The 19,443-nt window shown below is 63.3% G+C and carries 17 protein-coding genes; 11 read left to right on the top strand and 6 right to left on the bottom strand.

From position 1 onward, the window contains the following. Positions 1 to 160: 160 nt before the first annotated feature. Positions 161 to 1,087, top strand: a complete 927-nt coding sequence (locus AC0L30_RS17425; protein ID WP_473404810.1) for a helix-turn-helix domain-containing protein — start codon at positions 161 to 163, stop codon at positions 1,085 to 1,087. A 2-nt stretch (positions 1,088 to 1,089) separates the two neighbouring features. Here AC0L30_RS17425 and AC0L30_RS17420 read toward each other — a convergent pair whose 3' ends face one another. Continuing rightward, positions 1,090 to 2,016 (bottom strand): catalase family peroxidase, encoded by a 927-nt coding sequence (locus AC0L30_RS17420; protein ID WP_473404809.1) that lies wholly within the window; start codon positions 2,014 to 2,016, stop codon positions 1,090 to 1,092. A gap of 570 nt (positions 2,017 to 2,586) precedes the next feature. Here AC0L30_RS17420 and AC0L30_RS17415 point away from each other — a divergent pair. Both AC0L30_RS17415 and AC0L30_RS17410 read left to right on the top strand, forming a co-directional pair. Continuing rightward, positions 2,587 to 3,102, top strand: a complete 516-nt coding sequence (locus tag AC0L30_RS17415; protein WP_007595598.1) for a hypothetical protein — start codon at positions 2,587 to 2,589, stop codon at positions 3,100 to 3,102. Positions 3,103 to 3,419: 317 nt separating this feature from the next. Further along, positions 3,420 to 6,749 carry an adenylate/guanylate cyclase domain-containing protein gene (locus AC0L30_RS17410; protein ID WP_473366369.1) on the top strand — a complete coding sequence of 1,110 codons (3,330 nt, stop codon included), beginning with the start codon at positions 3,420 to 3,422 and terminating at the stop codon, positions 6,747 to 6,749. Between the two features lie 129 nt (positions 6,750 to 6,878). Here the strand turns inward: AC0L30_RS17410 and AC0L30_RS17405 are convergent, their stop codons facing one another. Continuing rightward, positions 6,879 to 8,102, bottom strand: coding sequence for a polyhydroxyalkanoate depolymerase (locus AC0L30_RS17405; protein ID WP_007595596.1), 1,224 nt, complete (start codon positions 8,100 to 8,102; stop codon positions 6,879 to 6,881). A gap of 182 nt (positions 8,103 to 8,284) precedes the next feature. On the opposite strand from AC0L30_RS17405, the gene AC0L30_RS17400 reads away from it, so the two are divergent. Next, on the top strand, positions 8,285 to 8,941 hold the full coding sequence (locus AC0L30_RS17400) for a glutathione S-transferase family protein (RefSeq protein WP_007595595.1): 657 nt from the start codon (positions 8,285 to 8,287) through the stop codon (positions 8,939 to 8,941). Between the two features lie 278 nt (positions 8,942 to 9,219). Here the strand turns inward: AC0L30_RS17400 and AC0L30_RS17395 are convergent, their stop codons facing one another. After that, positions 9,220 to 9,444 carry a hypothetical protein gene (locus AC0L30_RS17395; protein ID WP_007595594.1) on the bottom strand — a complete coding sequence of 75 codons (225 nt, stop codon included), beginning with the start codon at positions 9,442 to 9,444 and terminating at the stop codon, positions 9,220 to 9,222. Positions 9,445 to 9,625: 181 nt separating this feature from the next. Here AC0L30_RS17395 and AC0L30_RS17390 point away from each other — a divergent pair, with 181 nt between their 5' ends. Beyond that, positions 9,626 to 9,979: a hypothetical protein gene (locus AC0L30_RS17390; protein WP_007595592.1), complete on the top strand. Its 354-nt coding sequence runs from the start codon at positions 9,626 to 9,628 to the stop codon at positions 9,977 to 9,979. 9 nt (positions 9,980 to 9,988) lie between these two features. Here AC0L30_RS17390 and AC0L30_RS17385 read toward each other — a convergent pair whose 3' ends face one another. Further along, positions 9,989 to 11,092, bottom strand: coding sequence for a mandelate racemase/muconate lactonizing enzyme family protein (locus AC0L30_RS17385; protein ID WP_007595590.1), 1,104 nt, complete (start codon positions 11,090 to 11,092; stop codon positions 9,989 to 9,991). Positions 11,093 to 11,271: 179 nt separating this feature from the next. Here AC0L30_RS17385 and AC0L30_RS17380 point away from each other — a divergent pair, with 179 nt between their 5' ends. The 4 genes from AC0L30_RS17380 to AC0L30_RS17365 all read left to right on the top strand — a co-directional run bounded on the left by AC0L30_RS17380 (position 11,272) and on the right by AC0L30_RS17365 (position 15,623). Further along, positions 11,272 to 12,105: an AraC family transcriptional regulator gene (locus tag AC0L30_RS17380; protein ID WP_354201382.1), complete on the top strand. Its 834-nt coding sequence runs from the start codon at positions 11,272 to 11,274 to the stop codon at positions 12,103 to 12,105. A gap of 134 nt (positions 12,106 to 12,239) precedes the next feature. Then, positions 12,240 to 13,166, top strand: a complete 927-nt coding sequence (locus AC0L30_RS17375) for an SMP-30/gluconolactonase/LRE family protein (protein ID WP_473366371.1) — start codon at positions 12,240 to 12,242, stop codon at positions 13,164 to 13,166. A 200-nt stretch (positions 13,167 to 13,366) separates the two neighbouring features. Further along, complete coding sequence (locus AC0L30_RS17370; protein WP_247287903.1) at positions 13,367 to 13,960, top strand: GNAT family N-acetyltransferase; 594 nt, start codon at positions 13,367 to 13,369, stop codon at positions 13,958 to 13,960. Between the two features lie 16 nt (positions 13,961 to 13,976). Beyond that, entirely contained in the window at positions 13,977 to 15,623 is a 1,647-nt protein-coding gene (locus AC0L30_RS17365) for a GMC family oxidoreductase (protein WP_473404808.1), read from the top strand. Between the two features lie 554 nt (positions 15,624 to 16,177). Here AC0L30_RS17365 and AC0L30_RS17360 read toward each other — a convergent pair. After that, positions 16,178 to 17,107 carry a LysR family transcriptional regulator gene (locus tag AC0L30_RS17360; RefSeq protein WP_473366374.1) on the bottom strand — a complete coding sequence of 310 codons (930 nt, stop codon included), beginning with the start codon at positions 17,105 to 17,107 and terminating at the stop codon, positions 16,178 to 16,180. 95 nt (positions 17,108 to 17,202) lie between these two features. Between AC0L30_RS17360 and pcaH the strand changes: the two genes are divergently transcribed. Together pcaH and pcaG are read left to right on the top strand one after the other, a co-directional pair. Next, positions 17,203 to 17,991 (top strand): protocatechuate 3,4-dioxygenase subunit beta, encoded by a 789-nt coding sequence (gene pcaH, locus AC0L30_RS17355; RefSeq protein ID WP_473404807.1) that lies wholly within the window; start codon positions 17,203 to 17,205, stop codon positions 17,989 to 17,991. 4 nt (positions 17,992 to 17,995) lie between these two features. After that, a complete protein-coding gene (pcaG, locus tag AC0L30_RS17350; protein ID WP_473404806.1) occupies positions 17,996 to 18,622 on the top strand; it encodes a protocatechuate 3,4-dioxygenase subunit alpha in 627 nt (208 codons plus the stop codon). Positions 18,623 to 18,640: 18 nt separating this feature from the next. Here the strand turns inward: pcaG and AC0L30_RS17345 are convergent, their stop codons facing one another. After that, positions 18,641 to 19,252: a LabA-like NYN domain-containing protein gene (locus AC0L30_RS17345; RefSeq protein WP_473254572.1), complete on the bottom strand. Its 612-nt coding sequence runs from the start codon at positions 19,250 to 19,252 to the stop codon at positions 18,641 to 18,643. Between the last annotated feature and the right edge of the window lie 191 nt (positions 19,253 to 19,443).

Below are 19,443 nucleotides of genomic sequence, written 5' to 3'. Positions count from 1 at the left end.
GAAATCACAATGAAATCATCGCGTCGCGACCCGGTGCGACGGCCGGCCGCGCCAGCTTCGTGCTATGCGCTGCAGCTGGACCGTTGGCCGTCGATCTCCGATAATGCGCGGATCTCGGGAAGGCCGGCGAAGGCGTGCCTTTACGGATGGATTTACTAGAATGACACAAGCAGGCGTCTACGGGCAGAGGCTCGGGCAGGGCCTTCGCTCCAAGCAAGCACCGGTCCTGATCACGCGTTCGCTGCACAGCGCCGAGCTCGCGGTCACCGAGGTTCGCAATGACGATCCGACGCCGGATATTTCCGGTTCCCTGGCTGCGGAAGATGCCTATCTCCTCAGCCTGAAACTCCGCGACTATCCGGATTGCGAATGCTGGGAGGAGGGCCGCTGTGTCACCAAGGCGGATGTTCGCGCAGGTGCGACCTATCTGTACGACCTCAAGCGCGACCCGCGCTATGTGATCGACAAGCCGTTTCACTCGCTCTTCTTCTATTTGCCGCGCTCGGCGCTCAACGGCATTGCCAGGCAATCGGGCGGGCCGCGCGTTGGCGAGCTCAGCTACGAGCCAGGTGTCGGTCATGACGACGAGGTCGTTCGACATGTCGGTGCCTCCTTGCGGCAAGGACTGTGCCGGCCCGACGAGACCAACCAGCTTTTCGTCGATCACATGATGCTTGCGCTCACCGCCCATGTCGCCCAGACCTATGGTGGGCTGAAGCCAGCCGCAGAAGCGAGCCGCGGCGGTCTCGCGCCATGGCAGGTGAAACGTGCGTGTGACCGGCTCGATTCCGATCTCTCGGGCAAGATCGCGCTGCAGCTGATCGCGACCGAGCTTGGTCTGTCAGTCAGCCACTTCTCACGCGCATTCCGGATTTCCACCGGCCTGCCGCCGCATCAATGGCTGCTTCAGCAGCGCGTGAAGGCGGCCAAGCAACTTATGACAGTCCGCGACCTGCCGTTGTCCGAGATTGCCATCTCGGCCGGATTTGCCAATCAGAGCCATTTCACGCGGGTGTTCTCGTCCATCGTCGGTGTCAGTCCGGGCGCGTGGCGCCGCGAAACGGATGGCGGACGGGACAAGGCTTGAACTTACCGGCGCTTCGCCAGCGAGATCGTGTAGGCCGTGCGGCGCGCCGCAAAGATCTCGTCCGGCGGATGGCCGATGCCGTCGGCAACATTGGCAGGATTGAAGATGGAGCCGTCGCAGGCCTCGTTGGCCTCAAGGCTGGTGATGACGATCGTCCCTAGCCGCACCTGCTCACGGTTGTCCTCGTCCGGCCATCGCAGGGTCACGTCCATGGTGGGATCGCCGGGACGGTCGAGCAAGGCCATCACGTTGAAGCGGACATCGCCGGCTGCGATCCTCCGCGCGAGATCGTCATGCAGGAAATCAGCCGACTTCGCCCTCGCTTCGTCCTCGCTCAAGGTGACGTCACCGCCCACAGGCGCGACCTTGAACTTGATGAAGCGGGTTTCACCCTTGGCGTTCGTCGCGGGAAAGGCGTGCACGCCCCAATAAGTCGTGCCGGCAAAGCTGCCGGGCAGCCGGCGTGCCGCGACGTAATTCGCCTGGTTCAGTGTTTCAGGATTGGCCGCGGAAAAGGCCCGGACCTTCTCGATGTCAGGCTTGCCGTCCGCGCACGGGATGCGCGCCTCGAGGAAGGCGAGCATCTGGTCGAGCGTCCGTGCAAAATGCACCGGAGCGGTTTCCGTCAGGATGTCCGAGCGATGCGCGTCGTCGCCAAGCCTGAAGCTGAAGCCGCGCAGCACGAGGTTGTTGGTGTCGGTCACCCCGGGATTGCCGCCGCCAACGGAGAAGCGCGCCAGCACGCGCGAGGGCTTGGTGAAGCTCAGCGATCGCGTAATCTCTGCCGCGCGATCGGACGGGGCATAGGTCCCGCGCACACATCGACCCTTGGCGAAGCTCGCGCGCACCTTCGGCGGATTGCCTGCGACCGCCTTCAATGCATCGACGACCGCGGCGGGTGTTGCAGCGGGGGTGGGAAGTTCGGACATGGCTTGGCCTCCGGCGCGAGCGGCATGGCCAGGTTTTAGGTCTGGTGCAGCGCCGGCGTCTTTCCCAAAGCCGCGCTGCCTTGTCCGATCCTGCTGATTGCTTGCTCGCGCTTCGGGAATTCACGTGGGCAAAACATGGTATGAGTGGATAGATCTGATGTCGGCGAGACGCGGGACAACTTGTTTACTGATGGCTCTTTCAGCTCCCGCGCTCCCGGGTCTCGCGACGATGCAGACTTGTCCTCCGGAAATTGTGATCGGATAGAGCAACGGGGAACCGCGTTATGTGAACCGTCTCATATTTCACCACTCTCTTTTCGAGCTATCACTCCCGCAAGAAATTGCCGCACCCGGATTTAACTGACAGGCACGGGTGAGATGCAATGCCTGCGTAGCCGCGTGCTCGCAGCTTTGGATTGGCTCTCGTCTTGCTCACGAGCAAGCCAGCCCCATCACTCAGCACAGATTTTTCAGAAGTTGGAATCAAGGCAATCGCAAAACGCGTCCACGAGGCTGCCTCTATTCGGGGTCGGCCGGTAGGCCGCTACTTACCTAAGAAGGAGACCCCCAATGAAAATTAGTGATGCAATTTCCAGCGCATTTTCCCTAACGAGGGGCTCCGGCAATCTTCGGATCGCTCGTTCCGGTCTGATCAGGTCGGCCCATCTTCTTGAAAGAATTGGGCTCGCAGCCGTTGGGGCCTCTTGCGGCCTCTATGTGGGTGCGGCCCTGTTGCGTGAGAAAGGCGGACTGTTTGAAAGCGGCTGGATCGTGCTGATAACGATGCTCTACGGAGCTCTTAGCTATTACGTCGGAATTGATTTGTCTCGCAGTGTCGCGCGGAAGTCGATTTCGAGCACCTCGGAAGAGTGGAATGGTTCCGAGCCGGCTGAGATCATGAGTGCGGCCGGAACGTTCGGCGCCGCGATTGCCGCAACTCTGTCCGTCAGCATCCTTGTCCTTGATCATAACCCAGCCAATGGGCTGATAGCCTTTGTTGCCGGCTGTTGGGTGGTTGGTTCTTCGCTCCAAGTCGCGGCGGGCACGATGGCTCGCAACTACGAAGCACGCATGGACAAGCAATGAAGGAATTGTGCTCACCCAATAACGTCTGCTTGGCGTCATGACGAGAGCACAAGCCGCAGCGTTGGATTCGGCTTCAGGTCCCGAGTGAGTCGTGATCACTCATCGCAACCTCTGTCGTGCAACGCTGCGTGAAGACGATGTTTGGTAGCGCAGTCGTTCGCATCGGGCGGCGACCCGGCTTGGAAGTCGTGTCGGTACTGAGTAACCTAAATTATCGCACAACAAACAAGACGTGCCATCATGGCGATGTTGGGATATCGTCCCCGCGCCGTGGTCCAAAATCCTGCTAACCGCCAACCACACGATCGGTGGAGCCAATGCAGATTGCGGAGTGGCTCGACAAACTGGGGCTTGGGCAATACGCAGAGCGTTTTGCCCAGAATGCAATCGACGTGGGCATCCTCCCCGAACTGATGGACGAGGACTTTGATAAGCTCGGAGTCCTGCTAGGCCATCGCCGCAAAATGCTGCGTGCTATTGCCGACCTCGATCCAGCCGCGTTGATCGCATCGCCGACGCCTCCTCAGGACGCCGAGCGGCGCCACCTCACCGTTATGTTTTGCGATCTGGTCGGCTCGACCGCGCTCTCGGCGCGTCTCGATCCCGAGGATATGTGGGAAGTGATCCGGGCCTACCGCGCCGCCTGCGCGAGCGTCGTTGCGGCTTATGACGGCAGGATAGCCAGATTCGTCGGCGACGGAATACTCGTCTATTTCGGCTATCCTCGCGCCCACGAGGATGATGCGGAGCGCGCAGTGCGAGCGGGTCTCGACACTATCTCCGCAATTGGGCAGCTCAAAACAGGCGCCGACGAACGGGTTGAACTGCGCATCGCAATTGCGACAGGGCTTGTGGTGGTCGGTGACCTCATCAGCGGAGATGCGTCAGAGGAACAGGCAACCGTCGGCGACACACCAAACCTCGCCGCTCGGCTCCAGAGCCTGGCGGAACCGGGCGCGGTCGTCGTTGCTTCGTCGACGCGCCGGCTGCTTGGTGATCTCTTCACGTTTCGCAATCTCGGCCGCCGTGAGGTCAAGGGCATAGCCGAACCCATCGCAGTCTGGGCGGTGGAGGGAGCGATCGCATCCGAGAGTCGCTTCGAGGCGGTCCGCGCGGTACGCTCGATCGGCTTTGTCGGCCGCAGGGACGAGATCGAGTTCACTCTCTCGCGCCAGCGGCTGGCATGGCAGGGGCAGGGGCAGATGGTATTGATTTCTGGCGAAGCGGGCATCGGCAAGTCGCGCATTGTCGCAACGCTGTCCGAAAGCCCCTCGTTGGGCCCGCACCGCCGGGTGCGATATCAGTGTTCGCCCTACCATATCAACAGTGCGCTCCATCCCTTTGTCGCGCAGCTCGAGCGCGCCGCCGGCATCCGGTCGCACGACACGCCTGGGCAAAAGCTCGACAAGCTCGAGGCAATGCTGGCGCTTGGAACACAGCAGGTCGCCCAAGCGACACCGCTCATTGCGGCTCTCCTTTCGATTCCCACCGACGACCATTGTCCGCCGCTGAGTTCGAGCCCGGCGCAGCAGCGGCGACAGACATTTGCCGCCCTTCTGGATCAGCTTGAGGGGTTGGCGCGAGAGCAACCCCTGCTGATTATCTGCGAGGATATGCATTGGGCCGATGCCACGACACTTGAGCTGTTCGATCTCGCGGTCGATCGGATCAGAGGCCTGCCGATACTCGTGCTCATGACATCCCGGCCAGAGTTCGAGCCCTCCTGGTCGGGCCTTGCCAACGTTAGTCTGTTGCGGCTCGACCGACTCGATCGGCAGGACTCGCGCGCGCTGGTCGAACAGGTGGCCGTTGGTCGCCAGCTGCCACGCGAGATGATGAAGCAGATCATCGATAGGACGGATGGCATCCCACTATTCGTCGAGGAATTGACCAAGATGGTGCTGGAGTCCGGGCTACTCGTCGAAGATGCCGGGCGCTATCGCCTCGATAATCCGCTCCCGCCGCTCGCTATTCCCGCGACGCTGCAGGATTCGCTGATGGCGCGGCTTGACCGGCTGGCCCCGGTCAAGGAGTTGGCGCAGATAGGCGCCGCCATCGGTCGCGACTTTTCATACGCGCTGCTGAGATATGTGGCGGGACGCGATGATCTGACGCTGAGCGCTGCGCTAGCGCAACTCGAAGAGGCCGAACTGCTGGTGCGTCGCGGGGCTCCGCCCGAAGCAAACTATAGTTTCAAGCACGCTCTCGTTCAGGAAGCGGCCTACGAGAGCCTGCTCAAGAGCAAACGGCAGGTGCTTCACAAGCGCATCGGCGATGTCCTGCGCGAGAAGTTTCCAGTCGTCGCCGAGACTGAGCCGGAAGTTCTGGCACACCACTTCACTGAGGCGGGGCTGAACGAGGTCGCCCTCGAATGGTGGCGCAAGGCGGGCCTGCAGGCGCTGAAACGCTCCGCCTATTCCGAGGCGATTGCACATCTCGGCAAGGCGATTGCCGTCGCCGATGAGCTGCCCGATGAGCACGACCGGATGATGAGTAGGCTACATCTTCAAATCGCATATGGCCGTGCATTACGGGGCAGCCTCGGGCACAGCGCTCCCGAAACGGTAGCCGCATGGACGCGCGCCCGACAGTTCGCAGCCGACATCAATGATCCGGTTGAACTTGCGCCAGTCCATTCGGGTCTCTTCAATGCCTGCCTGACACACGGCGAACTCGCGCCGATGCGGGCGCTCGTGGATGCCATCGTGAACGCCGCTGAACGGCGACCGGACTCACCGGTGGCCGCCGTCGTTGCACATTGGACGGGCGGGGTTACCTGCTGGTTCGGGGGCGACTACTTGAACGCGAGAGTACATCTTGAGAAGGCACTAGAGATCTATGGTGACGAGCCGGATCCCGCGACGTTTAGAGGCTCGGCACTGGATCTCCCATTCGTGATCATGAGGTTTCTTGCCCTGGTGCTTTGGCCGCTTGGCAGGATCGCTCGCGCACGTCGCCTCGCCGTGGAAGCGATAAGTGCTTCCGGAGAAAAACGGGCGCTTTCTCAGGCCAATGCGCTTGTTCATCGAGCTGTGTTCGACGGACTATGCGGGGGCATGTTGCAGCAAACAGAGACGATCCTGGCGCTCGGTCTCGCTCGCGACCACACGATGCCGCTGTATGTGGCCGCCGGCACCTACCTGAATGGCCTGGCCAAGTGGCGTGCCGGCGACGGAATGGCCGGGCTAACGGAAATGCGTCGCGGCTGGACCTTGCTGCACGAGAATGACTGCTACCTCTGTGAGCCGTTTTGGGGGATGCATGTCGCGATGGCGGATGCAGAGTCGGGCCGACTCGAAAACGGGCTCGAAATCTTGAGCGGATTGATCGCATGGGCGGGGCAATCCGGTCAGCATTGGCTTGATGCCGAGCTGCATCGCGTCTACGGGGAGCTTTTGTTGCGTCATGATCCTTCGGACCTAGCCAGTGCCGAAAATGCGCTAAACCGAGCGCTGGAAATCGCACGGCACCAACAGGTGAAGACTTTCGAGCTGCGCAGCGCCCTTGGACTTGCACGCCTGCACAAGACAAATGGCCGAGCGGGCGCGGTATCCGAGGTGCTCGCTCCCGTGCTCGCTGAATTCGATGCGGAGCGCAATCTTCCCGAAGTCGTTGAAGCCAGAGAGCTGCTCAAGCAAGTGCATTAGGCACGTGCGGTTTCTCTAGCTGGCCGTTTGGTCAGGAGAGGCGTCGAGATCCTGCCCCAGCATCTCCGGTCGCCTCACTGCAATGCGCGTTGAAGTTCGCTCGTGACGTACGGGCCAGGGGCTGACGGGTTACGAATTCACGTGCACAAAATCCCGCAGCAGCGGGTAGATCTCGTTGTTCCAGCGCTTGCCCGAGAACACGCCATAATGGCCGACGCCGGCCTGCATGTGGTGAACGCGGCGGTAGGCGCGCACGCCGGTGCAGAGGTCTTGCGCGGCCAGCGTCTGGCCGATCGAGCAGATGTCGTCCTTTTCGCCCTCGACCGTCATCAGCCCCATGCGGCTGACCGCCTTGGTGTCCACCGGACGTCCCCGATGCATCAGCTTGCCCTGGGGCAGAAGATGCTCCTGGAACACGTCGCGCACGGTCTCGATGTAGAACTCGGCAGGCAGGTCCATCACGGCGAAATATTCGTCGTAGAAGGTCTTGATGCTGGCCGCCTTCTCCTTCTCGCCCTTGGCGATGTGATCGGCGAGATCGATGTGCTGCTTGATGTGGCGCTCGAGATTCATCGAGACGAAGGCGGTGAGCTGCACGAAGCCGGGATAGACTTTCCGCAAGGCACCGCGGCACTGCATCGGCACGTAGTTGATCAGGTTCTGCTCGAACCAGTCGATTGGCCTGCTCTTGGCGAATTCGTTGACCCTGGTCGGCTGGATGCGCGTGTCGATCGGGCCGGCCATCAGCGTCAACGTCGCCGGCCGCGAAGGATGGTTGCCCTCGCACATGATCGCTGCGGCCGCGAGCGCCGAGACCGAGGGCTGGCAGATCGCGACCATATGCGGGCGCGGGCCCAATTGGCCGAGGAAGTCGATGAGATGCTCGGTATAGTCGTCGAGCCCGAAACGGCCCTCGCTGCGGGGAATGTCGCGCGGATTGTGCCAGTCGGTGATGTAGACGTCGTGGTCCTGGAGCAGCGTCTTCACGGTGCCGCGCAGCAGCGTCGCGAAATGGCCGGACATCGGCGCCACCAGCAGCATGCGCGGCTGCTCGCCCACGCCCTCCTTCTTGAAACGCAGCAGCGAGCCGAACGGGGTCGCGTAAGCGATCTCCTCGGTCACGGCGACCTCGCGATTGCCGACCATGACGCTGTCGATGCCGTAGGCGGGCCGGTGATAGGTGAGGGTGGAGCGGGAGATCAGCTCCAGTGCGGCCGACAGCCGGCCGACGACCTGATCCGACAAGCCCTGCGGCACCAGATTGAGGAATTTGAGCGCGGACGAAGCGCCCGACCGCCACGGCGCCGTCAGGTCCATTTGGTTCTGAAAGGCCTGATAATACATCGACATCATACTGAAACGCCCACCTGTCCCGTGCTGCTATGCAATATCGGAGCCAAACCCGGGAAGGGCCGCCCTCAAGATTGGCACGTCGCTTGCTGCTCTTTTTGCGGGAAGCACAGGCGCTGCGCACTCCCGCAGTCCGGGCGGGGTGCATGTCTTAGGCGTGAGTCACAGGCGTGAGGGAAGGCCACATGGCGAAGGCGACACTGACCATCAGCAGCAAGAACTATTCGTCCTGGTCGCTGCGTGGCTGGCTGCTGACGAAATTTTCCGGGCTCGATTTCGAGGAGATCGTCACCGCGCCGGACGACGCGTCGGCGCGCGCCGAAATCCTGCTGTTGTCGTCGTCGATCCTGGTGCCGTGCCTGCGGCACGACGGCGCGGTCGTCTGGGATACGCTGGCGATCGGCGAATATCTCAACGAGGCGATGCCGAATGCAGGGCTGTTGCCCGCGGATCGCGTCCAGCGCGCGCATTGCCGCTCGATCTGCGGCGAAATCCATTCCGGCTTCACCACCTTGCGCGCCTCGCTGCCGGTCAATTTGAAGGGGCACTTCCCCGGCTTCAAGATCTGGTCGCGCGCGCAGGCCGACATCGATCGCGTCTGGGCGATCTGGCGCGACTGCCTGGACAAATCGGGCGGGCCCTTCTTGTTTGGCGAGACCCGCACCATGGCTGACGCGATGTACGCACCGGTAGTGACGCGCTTCGTGACCTATAACGTCAAGCTCGAGCCGCAACTGCAGGCCTATGCCGATACCATCATGGCCATGCCGGAGATGAAGGAATGGATCGCGGCGGCAAGGGATGAGCCGGCCGAGATCGAGGAGCTCGAGGTCGAATATTAGGCAGGCCGGCTGCCATCTGCCTGTTTTGGGAGCGAGCATCCAACCGCCGCACCCAGCCGTCATGTCATTGAAGCCGTTAACTTTTGACGCCGGTGGCCGGCTGGCCCTGCTCAGGCGCTGCGCAGATATTGTGTGCGCCTGGTGGCCAGTTGCGACATCTAGCCGTGAACAGGCGCGTACGGGGCCCTGCGGCTGATTCGGACGTGATTCGTTCGGGCCGCGTTCCGAAGGTTAAGACGGGACGCGGCCCCGTTGCATTTTGAGACAGAAATCAGTGCTCAGGCCACGCCCGAATGCTTCATGCGCGGGACGCGCCAGCCGATAACGGTAGCTTCGACTGCGACACCAGCCGTGTGGTTCTGCCAGCGTCCCTCGACATAGCGGCAGGCGAACGGCAGCTGATAAGTCCCGCTGTGGTCCTCGCACAGCACTTCGACTGCAAGGCCAGGCGGCGGTTCTCCGGCGCCGTCGAATTCCGCCAGTCGTCTGTCGCGCGTTGCCATCAAAAACTCCCCTAAACAAAGCCGCGAAAGGAGCGCCCATTTCCTCCGCGTGCAGATCATCGCTCCCCGTCCGAGGGAACAGCCGCAAGCTCAACGCGAGAATGCGGTGCGAGTGTGGTAGCCTCGACAGGCTGCGTGCAAAAAGCGCACATTGCCGTGATTGATTTGACGAGGAACCTGCATGCTGCTTCGAAGCACCGGCGCTTGTTTCGCGATGGTACTCGCCACGCTGGCTATTGTGTCGGTCCGCGCGCAGGACGTGCCCGGCATCGAGATCTGCACCGTCGAGAAGACCATGGAGCGCCGCACCAGCTGCCTCCAGAGCAATGTCGACTTCCTCCAGAAGACGATCACCAAGCTGAACCTCGATCACCAGCAGAAGCTGGACGCCGCGGCTCGCCAGATCGATGCGTTGAAGACGACCGTGGCCGGTTTGCAGAAGACGCTCGGCGATCTCCAGGCCGCGCAGGCGAAGACCGCCGAGGATGTGAAGAAGAAACAGGATGCGCCGCCGCCAAAGGATGCGGCGAAATAGCCGCCGCGCTCAGGCGACGCGATATCGCTCCATCACGCTGCGGTCGGGCTCATGGCCGAGCCCAGGTCCGGTCGGCACCGCGACATGGCCGGTGGCATCGACATCGGCGCGGCCGCCCCAGAGGCAGGCCTCGCGCTTCAGGTAAAACATCTCGACGAACCCGTCGTCGCGCCCCGCCAGGAGATGCAAGGTCGCCAGCAGGCCGGGGCCGAAATACGGGGAGTGCGGAACGACCTTGACGCCGACCCGATCTGCGAGCGCTGCAACCTTGAGAAATTCCGTGATGCCGCCGACCTTGATCACGGACGGCTGGGCGTGGCTGACCGCGCCCGCATCCATCATCTGGCGAAATTGATATTCCGTGCAGGCGTTCTCGCCGGCGGCGACGCCGAGCCCGCCCTTGCTGCGGACTTCGGCGAGCGCCGCAAAATCCTCCGGCGGCCAGACCGGCTCCTCCAGGAACATCGGCTGCGCGTCCCGGCATGTGCTGGCGAACGCGATCGCCTCTTCGCCTGATAGCGGGCAGTTCATGTCCACCATCAGCGGAATGCCGGGCCCGATCGCCGCGCGGGCGGCAAACACCGCCGGCGCCGTGGTCTCGTGCAGCTTGATGGCGCCGTAGCCGAGCGCGAGCGCCTTCTTGCATTCGGCGGCGATATTGTCGGGCGAGCCGATCCGCAACAGGCTCGCATAGGCCGGAATGGCCGGGCGCCTGGTGCCGCCGAGCAGGCGGTGCAGCGGCACGTCCTTGATCTTGGCGGCGAGGTCCCACAGCGCGATGTCGAGCCCGGAGATCGCGAACATGGTGATGCCGTAACGCCCGAACAGATGCAGGTTACGCTGGATCTGCTCCATGACCGCGGGAATGCCGGCGGCATCGGGAACCTCCAGCCCGCGGGCCTGCGGTGCGATCATTTCCTCGACGGCACTGCGCGTGGTGCGGGGGCAGACATAAGCAAAGGCATCGCCCCAGCCCGTCAGCCCGGCGTCGGTGGTGACCTCGACGATCACCATGTCGAGGGCGGTGATGGCGGAGGCGCCCTGACGGAAGCTCGCGACACCGGCGTCATAGGGGATGCGGATATGGTGCGGCCGCACATCGGTGATCTTCATGACACGGTTCCTCCTGCTTTCTTATGAGCGGTTTCAAGAACAACCCGAGTGTAGCCATGAACGCCCGGACGTTGCCAGAGGCTGGTCCGGCGTTATCCTCTTGCGGGACCGCAACGCCGATCAAGCGAAACCCGCGGACTTCCGTGCATCATGGTCGCGCTTCGAACGAGAGAAACGCCATGAACCCAGCCCAGCGCGCGCTCTGGTATGTCGAGAGCCATCTGGCCGAGCCGATGACGCTCGACGAGATCGCTGCGATATCGGGCGTGTCGCGGTTCCACATCGTGCGCGCGTTTGCCGCGGCTACCGGCCTGCCGGTGATGCGGTACGTGCGCGCGCGGCGGCTGAGCGAAGCGGCGCGCAGTCTTGCGAACGGCGCGCCGGACATCCTGTCGCTGGCGCTGGAGGCGGATTACGGCTCGCACGAAGCATTCACCCGCGCGTTCCGCGACCAGTTCGGCACCACGCCCGAAGCGGTGCGGGCCGCGCAATGCACCGGCCATCTCAAGCTTCAGGAGCCGATCCTCATGGACTCAACCATCGCAGACAAACTCGCCGCCCCGCGCTTCGAAACCACAAGGGCCTTCCTCGTCGCTGGCATCAACGAGCGCATCTCCTGCGACAACGGCGCGGCCATTCCTGGACTGTGGCAGCGCTTCCACCAGGAGGTCGCCGACATTCCCGCGCGCGTTGGGCCCGTCGCCTATGGCGTCTGCTGCAACGGCGACGATGCCGGCAATTTCGACTACATCGCCGGCGTCGAGGTCGCCGATTTCTCCGAGCTGCCGCGCCGTTTCGGCCGTATCCGTATCCCCGAACAGCGCTACGCGGTGTTCACCCACGCCGACCACGTCGCCTCGATCAGGCGTACCGTCAACGCGATCTGGAATCAGTGGCTGCCGGCCTCCGGCCTGAAGGCTGCCGATGCACCGAATTTCGAGCGCTACGACGAGAACTTCGATCCCGCCACCGGCAATGGCGGCCTGGAGATTTGGATACCCGTGCGAGATTAGCGCGCAACGCTGGCATACCATCCCGCTTGCTTGGCAAGCCCCGGCGACTTTGTCATAACCGCAGGCAATCTTGCGTGTGGGGCCCGTGCCGGACATCCCGTGCAAGTCATAACAAGCAGCCGGGAGGGTCCCACATGTCCAACGTCCGCGTTCTCGCCACCGACCTCGAATTTCCCGAAGGGCCGGTCGTGATGCCGGACGGCTCGGTCGTGCTGGTGGAAATCCGCGGCCAGCGCCTGACCCGCATCCATCCCGACGGGCGCAAGGAGATCGTTGCGAAGATTCCGGGCGGCCCGAACGGTGCAGCTCTCGGCCCCGACGGCGAGATCTACATCTGCAACAATGGCGGCTTCTCCTGGATCCCGACCCGCAACATGATCATGCCGGGTCCGCAGCCCGACGATTACCTCGGTGGCTCGATCCAGCGCGTCGATCTGCAATCCGGCCAGATCGAAACCGTCGTGACGCGTTGCGGCGAGCACGATCTGCGCGGGCCGAACGATCTGGTGTTCGACAAGCAGGGCGGCCTCTGGTTCTCCGATCTCGGCAAGCGCCGCGCGCGCGAGATGGACGTCGGCGGCATGTACTATCTCAAGCCCGGCATGAAGGAGATCGTCGAGGTCGTTCATGGCGTGTTGCCGGCAAACGGCATCGGCCTGTCGCCGGACGAGGCCACCGTCTACATCGCGGAGACGCCGACGGGCCGGCTCTGGGCCTACGAGCTGTCCGCGCCCGGCACGCTGAAGCCGCGCGACGTGATCTATCGCGGCGAGCGGGGCAAACCGATCTGCGGCCTCGGCGGCTACCAGATGTTCGACTCGCTGGCGGTCGAAGCGAACGGCAATGTCTGCGTCGCCACCCTCGTCTCCGGCTGCATCTCGGTGATCGCGCCCGATGGCACCCTGGTCGAGCAGGTCCCGACCGGCGACCGCGTCACCACCAACATCGCCTTCGGCGGCCCCGAGCTGAAGACCGCCTACATCACGCTCTCAGGCAAGGGCGAGCTGATCGCCATGGACTGGCCGCGCGGCGGTTTGCCGTTGAATTTCCTGAACAAGTGAGCCAAGCCGTCATTGCGAGGAGCGAAGCAATCCGGCAGACCCTCACCCTGAGGAGCGCGCCCTTCGCGCGCGTCTCGAAGGGCGAGGCCACCAGCAGGGCCTTCATCCTTCGAGACGCGCGTGCCGCGCTCCTCAGGATGAGGAGCTGACAGCCTGGATTGGTTCGCTTCGCTCGCAATGACAACAGAGAGAGACCTGCAATGCCCTGGCCTGATCCTATCACCCTGCGCGGACAGCATGCCGGTCTGGAGCCGCTGTCGCATCAGCACCGCGAGGGGCTGATCGAGGCCGTGAAGGACGGCGAGCTCTCCACCATCTGGTACACCGCGATTCCGACGCCGGACAACATGGGCAAGGAAATCGACCGCCGGCTCGGCCTTCAGGCCGCGGGCTCGATGCTGCCCTTCACCGTGTTCGATGGCAGCGGCAAGATCGTGGGCATGACGACCTACATGAACATCGATGCCGCCAACCGCCGCGTCGAGATCGGCTCGACCTGGTATGGCAAGAGCGCGCAGCGCGGCCCGCTCAACACGCAGTGCAAGCTGCTGCTGCTCACCCACGCCTTCGAAACCCTGGACTGCATCGCGGTGGAATTCCGCACCCACTTCTTCAATCACCAGAGCCGCCGCGCCATCGAGCGTTTGGGCGCCAAGCAGGACGGCATCCTGCGCAGCCACCAGGTCGCGCCGAACGGCACGCTGCGCGATACTGTGGTCTACAGCATCACCGCGGCCGAATGGCCGACGGTGCGAACGCATTTGAATTATCAACTCAACGACAAGCCGCGCTAGAGGCGGCCGAGGCACCATGGACAGATTTGATTATGTGATCGTCGGCGCGGGCTCCGCCGGTTGCGTGCTCACCAGCCGCCTGAGCGAAGACCCTGCCACCAGCGTCTGCGTGCTCGAGGCGGGCCCGAGCGACTGGCATCCCTACATCCATCTGCCGGCTGGCTTCATCAAGACCTTCCACATGAAGAGCATCAACTGGGCCTACCAGCAGGAGGTCGGGCCCTGGACCGGCGGGCGCAGCATCTACGCGCCGCGCGGCAAGACGCTCGGCGGTTCGTCCTCGATCAACGGCCATATCTACAATCGCGGCCAGCGCATGGATTTCGACACCTGGGCGCAGATGGGCAATCGCGGCTGGGGCTATGCCGACGTGCTGCCCTACTTCCGGCGGCTGGAGAAGCGCATCGGCGAGGGCGAGGACGTTTACCGCGGCCGCGACGGCAATCTCACCGTTACCACCATGAACTGGCGCGATCCGCTCTGCGAAGCGTTCATGGAAGGAGCGGTCTCGCTCGGTATCCCCCGCAACCCCGATTACAACGGCGCGAAGCAGGAAGGCGTCTCCTATTGCCAGCGCACCATCGATAAGGGCTTGCGCGTCTCCGGCGCCACCGCCTTCCTCAAGCCGGCGATGAAGCGGCCGAACGTGCATGTCCATACCCACGCGCACGCCACCGAGATCATCTTCGAAGGCAAGCGCGCCGTCGGCGTGCGCTACATGAAGGGCGGCTCTGGCGGCACGCCGGTCGAGGTCCGCGCCAACAAGGAAGTGATCCTGTCCGGCGGCACCTATAATTCGCCGCAGCTGTTGCAGTTGTCCGGCATCGGCTCACCGGATCTGTTGCAGGCCCACGGCATCGCCGTGCGTCACGCGCTTCCGGTCGGCGAAGGCTTGCAGGACCATTACGCCCCGCGCACGGTCGCGCGCGTCAAAGACATCAGGACCATCAACGAGCTCCGCCGTGGTCTGTCGCTCTGGGTCGAAGCGCTGAAATGGGCCACCACGCGCGGCGGCCTGCTCTCGCTGTCGCCGACCATGGTCTATTGCTTCTGGCACTCCGGCGAGAGTGCGGATTCGTCCGATCTCCAGCTCACCTTCACACCGGCGAGCTACAAGGAAGGCGTGCAGGGCCAGCTCGAGGACGAGCCCGGCATGACCGTGGCCTCCTGGCAGCAGCGCCCCGAGAGCCGCGGCTATGTCCGCATCCGCTCGTCTGATCCGTTCGCGCCGCCGATCATCCAGACCAACTATCTCGACGCCGAGCTCGACCGTCGCGTCATCGTCGGCGGCATGAAGCTCGCGCGCAGGCTTTTGAAGAGCGCGCCGCTGTCGCCCTATTACGCCTACGAGGATTTCCCGGGACCCAACATCAATACCGACGACGAGTTTTTGGCCGCCGCCACCGAACGTGGCACCACCACCTTCCACCCCGGCTGCACCTGCCGCATGGGCCCGGTGGATTCGACCTGGGCGGTGGTCGACGACCAGCTCCGCGTTCACGGGTTGCAAGGCCTCCGCGTCATCGATGCCTCCGTGATGCCGCGCATGATCTCGGCGAATTTGAATGCGTCGACCATGATGATTGCTGACCGCGCCTCGGACCTCATCCGCGGCAAGCAGCCGATGGAAGCCGCCCGCGTGCCGGATGCTGCGGTGGCGTAGCAAGGTCTCGTGCCCCGGACGCAGCGCAGCGCTTCCCCGGCGATGCGAAGCATCATCCGGTGCAGCGGTGCGCTGCAGAGCCGGGGCGCATATCTTGGCGTTACGCCGTGTCGCCCCTGGGTCCCGGCCCTGCGTAGCAGCGTTTTACGCTGCAGCGCGTCCGGAGCTGTGAGTGTGTTGTCAATCGGCCCATCGTCCCGTCGCGTAAAACACCCCGCCACGCCGTCAATCCCATTTCACAAATATTGCGCCGCGAGGATGCGAAGGCGTGTCTGCGATTTGAAGCGCCAGTTGGAGAAGGCGATGCTCGCCCTTGCTCCGTCATTGCGAGCGCAGCGAAGCAATTCAGTCTGTCACCGCGGACGGATTCTTATCGAAAGGTCACGCGGTATGGGCCCTGGCTTTCGCCAGGATGACCCGTAGGTTGCACTGTGCTTCAATTTTATGATTTCAGCCCGTATTTTCTTCGTGCAACTGCTGGTTCGCGAAGGCGGCGTTTTCCTTGCGGAATCACACAGGACTTGGGTGTGGCTTATGCGCCGCAGCCGGGGTGTTCAGCGGCCCGCGGCCGTCGCCGCGATGATCTCGAGCTGGTTCCTGATCCAGCGGTGGGCCGGATCTTTCTGATAGCGCTGGTGCCAGACCATGAACATCGGCAGCTCGGCTAGGGTTCGCGTGCGCGAGGCCAGCGGAATCCGCACCTGCGCGAAGCCGTGCATGACGCCGGGCGCCAGCAGGCTCGGCATGCTCGCCAGCATTTGCGAGCCACGCAGGAAGGATGGCACGCCGGAGAAGCTCGGCACCGAGATCGCGATGTCGCGGTGGAAGCCGTTGGCTGCAAGCCGGCGATCGAAGTCGAGCCGCTCATTGTCAGTGTAGACCACCGTGATGTGGTGCGCCGCGAGATAGGCACCGCGCGTAGCCGGCGCAGCACGGGCTTTGGGGTCGTAGTAACAAACGTAATGGTCCTGCAGCAGGCGCTTCTGCACGATGTCCACGCCGGATGGCGGCAGCGGCGTGATCAGCAGGTCGCAGCGGTTTTCCCGGAGCATCGCCGGCGAGGGCGACTGCGAGGGGATCACGCGCAGGTTCAGGCTCGTCACCTGCGCTGCGACATGATCGAAGAACCGCGGAAGCAGCAGGTCGCGCTGGAAGTCGTTCGCGGCGATTGTCAGCGAAAGCTGCGCGCCCGCCGGCTCGAACGTAACGCCGCCGGCAAAGCTCCGCATCTCGTCGATCAGCGCCCGCGCCTTTGCCGCGAGCGCCTGGGCGTGCGCCGTGGCGACAATGCCGCGGCCGGATTTGGCAAACAGCGGATCGCCGACGATCCGCCGCAGCTTGTTCAGGGCGTGGCTGACCGCGGATTGCGTCAGGCCGAGCCGCGTTGCGGCCGCCGTCACCGAGCCTTCTTCCAGCACGGCCAGGAACAGCTCCAGCGCGTGGCCATCGAGAGCCAAATGATCGATTTTCTTCATGGAATTCATTATAATCGATCTATTTATTTTGAGAATAGCCGGCGCCATTATGTCCCGATAAATCGTGCGCCCCAACGGGAGCGCTTCAGGGAGAGACAACGCCGATGCATGCCCAGGCGCCAGCCTTGCGGGATCCCCGCCTCAACCGCCCCGAGCCGTTCACGCCGCCGCTCGGTGACGGCGGCTTCTTCCAGCGCGACCGCTCCATGCATCCGCCGGCGCACGCGCCGGGCTACAAATCCTCGGTGCTGCGTTCGCCGCGCCACGCGTTGCTGTCGCTTGAGACTTCGGTCTCGGAGATCACGGGGCCGGTGTTCGGGCACAACGATCTCGGCCCGCTCGACAATGATTTGATCCGCAACTACGCCAAGGACGGCGATCCCGTCGGCGAGCGCATCATCGTCCACGGCCGCGTGCTGGACGAGACCGGCCGCGGCGTGCCGAACACGCTGGTCGAGTTCTGGCAGGCCAATGCCGGCGGCCGCTACCGGCACAAGAAAGACACGTATCTGGCGCCGATCGATCCGAATTTCGGCGGTTGCGGTCGCGCACTGACCGACGACACCGGCTACTATTATTTCCGTACCGTGAAGCCGGGACCCTATCCCTGGCGCAACTACGTCAACAGCTGGCGTCCCGCTCACATCCACTTCTCGGTGTTCGGCTCGGGCTTCGCACAACGTCTGATCACCCAGATGTACTTTGAGGGCGATCCCCTGATCCCGGTCTGCCCGATCCTGACGACGATCCCGGACAAGGATGCGCTGGAGCGCCTCGTCGCGCCGCTCGACCTCAATGCATCGACTCCGTTCGATTCGCTCGCCTACCGCTTCGACATCGTCTTGCGCGGCCGGCGCTCCACTTACTTTGAAAATCGCACCGCAGGGAACTAGGTCCATGCCGCAGCCGCTCAACTACCTCAAGGAAACCGCCTCGCAGACGGCCGGGCCCTACGTGCATATCGGGTTGATCCCGGCCATGGCCGGATTCGACATTTTCGAGAGGAACTTCTCCAATGTGCTGGTGACGCCGAACACGCAAGGCGAACGCATCACGCTGGAGGGCAAGGTGATCGACGGCAGCGGCACGCCGCTGCGTGACGTGCTGCTGGAGATCTGGCAGGCGAACGCGGCCGGCCGCTACAACCATCCGGCCGATCGGTCGACCGGCCCGCTTGACGAGGAATTTCGCGGCTGGGGCCGCGCCGGCTCCGACTTCGAGAGCGGTCTCGTCACCTTCGAGACCATCAAGCCGGGCGCGATCATCGACAAGACCGGCCGCAAAGGCGCGCCGCACATCAATGTCTGGATCGTCGCGCGCGGTATCAACATCGGTCTCAACACGCGCCTCTATTTTTCGGACGAAGAGGCCGCCAACGCCGCCGACCCCGTGCTCAGCCTGATCGAACAGCCGATGCGACGTTCGACGCTGATCGCAAAGCGCAGCGAACGCGCTGGCAAGATCGTGTATGCCTTCACGATCAATTTGCAGGGGCCGGAAGAGACGGTGTTCTTCGACGTGTGAGAGCCGCCGCCCGAAGGTTCACTCCACCTGGTCGCCGCGATCGATCGCTACGCGCGCGCGGAATTGCGGTGACTGACGCATCTCGCGCGATCCCGGCCGATTGGCCGGATCGCGCCCCACTTTTGGTTGCAGTTCTGCCAAATCGATGAATATGTCCGCCTGTCGGCGCAGCTCGTCGGCGACCATGGCTGGCTGAGTGGAGAGTGTGGAGACGACCGTCACGCGGACACCGAGGCGTTGCAGGGCTTCCACCAGCGAACGAAAATTCCCATCGCCCGAGAACAACACGATCTGATCGACGTGCTCGGCGAGTTCCATCGCATTTACGGCGAGGACGACATCCATGCTGCCCTTCACCTTGCGGCGGCCGGTGATGGCGTCGACGAATTCCTTCGTGAGTTTCGTGACGACGGTGTATCCGTTATAGTCGAGCCAATCGATCAACGGACGGATTGACGAATACTCCTGATCCTCGACGACGGTCGTGTAGTAGAAGGCCCGCAACAGCGCACCTCGGCTTTGGAATTCGCCGAGCAGTCGCCTGTAGTCGATGTCGAAGCCGAGCGCCTTGGAGGTGGCATGGAGGTTGGAGCCATCGATAAAGAGTGCGATCTTCTCAATCGAAGACATTATGCACAAATCTCCAGTTGTACGCGAAAGGTGGCCGGTCCAACCGCCGGGGGCGGTGTGTCGGCCGGAAAAACATTGAAGCCACCGATGGCTTGCCGAAAAAGCAGCGCAGACGACCGGACAGGGGCGGCCGTCTTGCGCCCAGGTTAGGGAGGATACAATGCCCACCGGCGCCAGGGCGCCGAATGCAG

The sequence above is a fragment of the Bradyrhizobium sp. MI1.11 genome (assembly GCF_055811255.1).
This window is presented reverse-complemented; position numbering and strand designations above follow the sequence as displayed.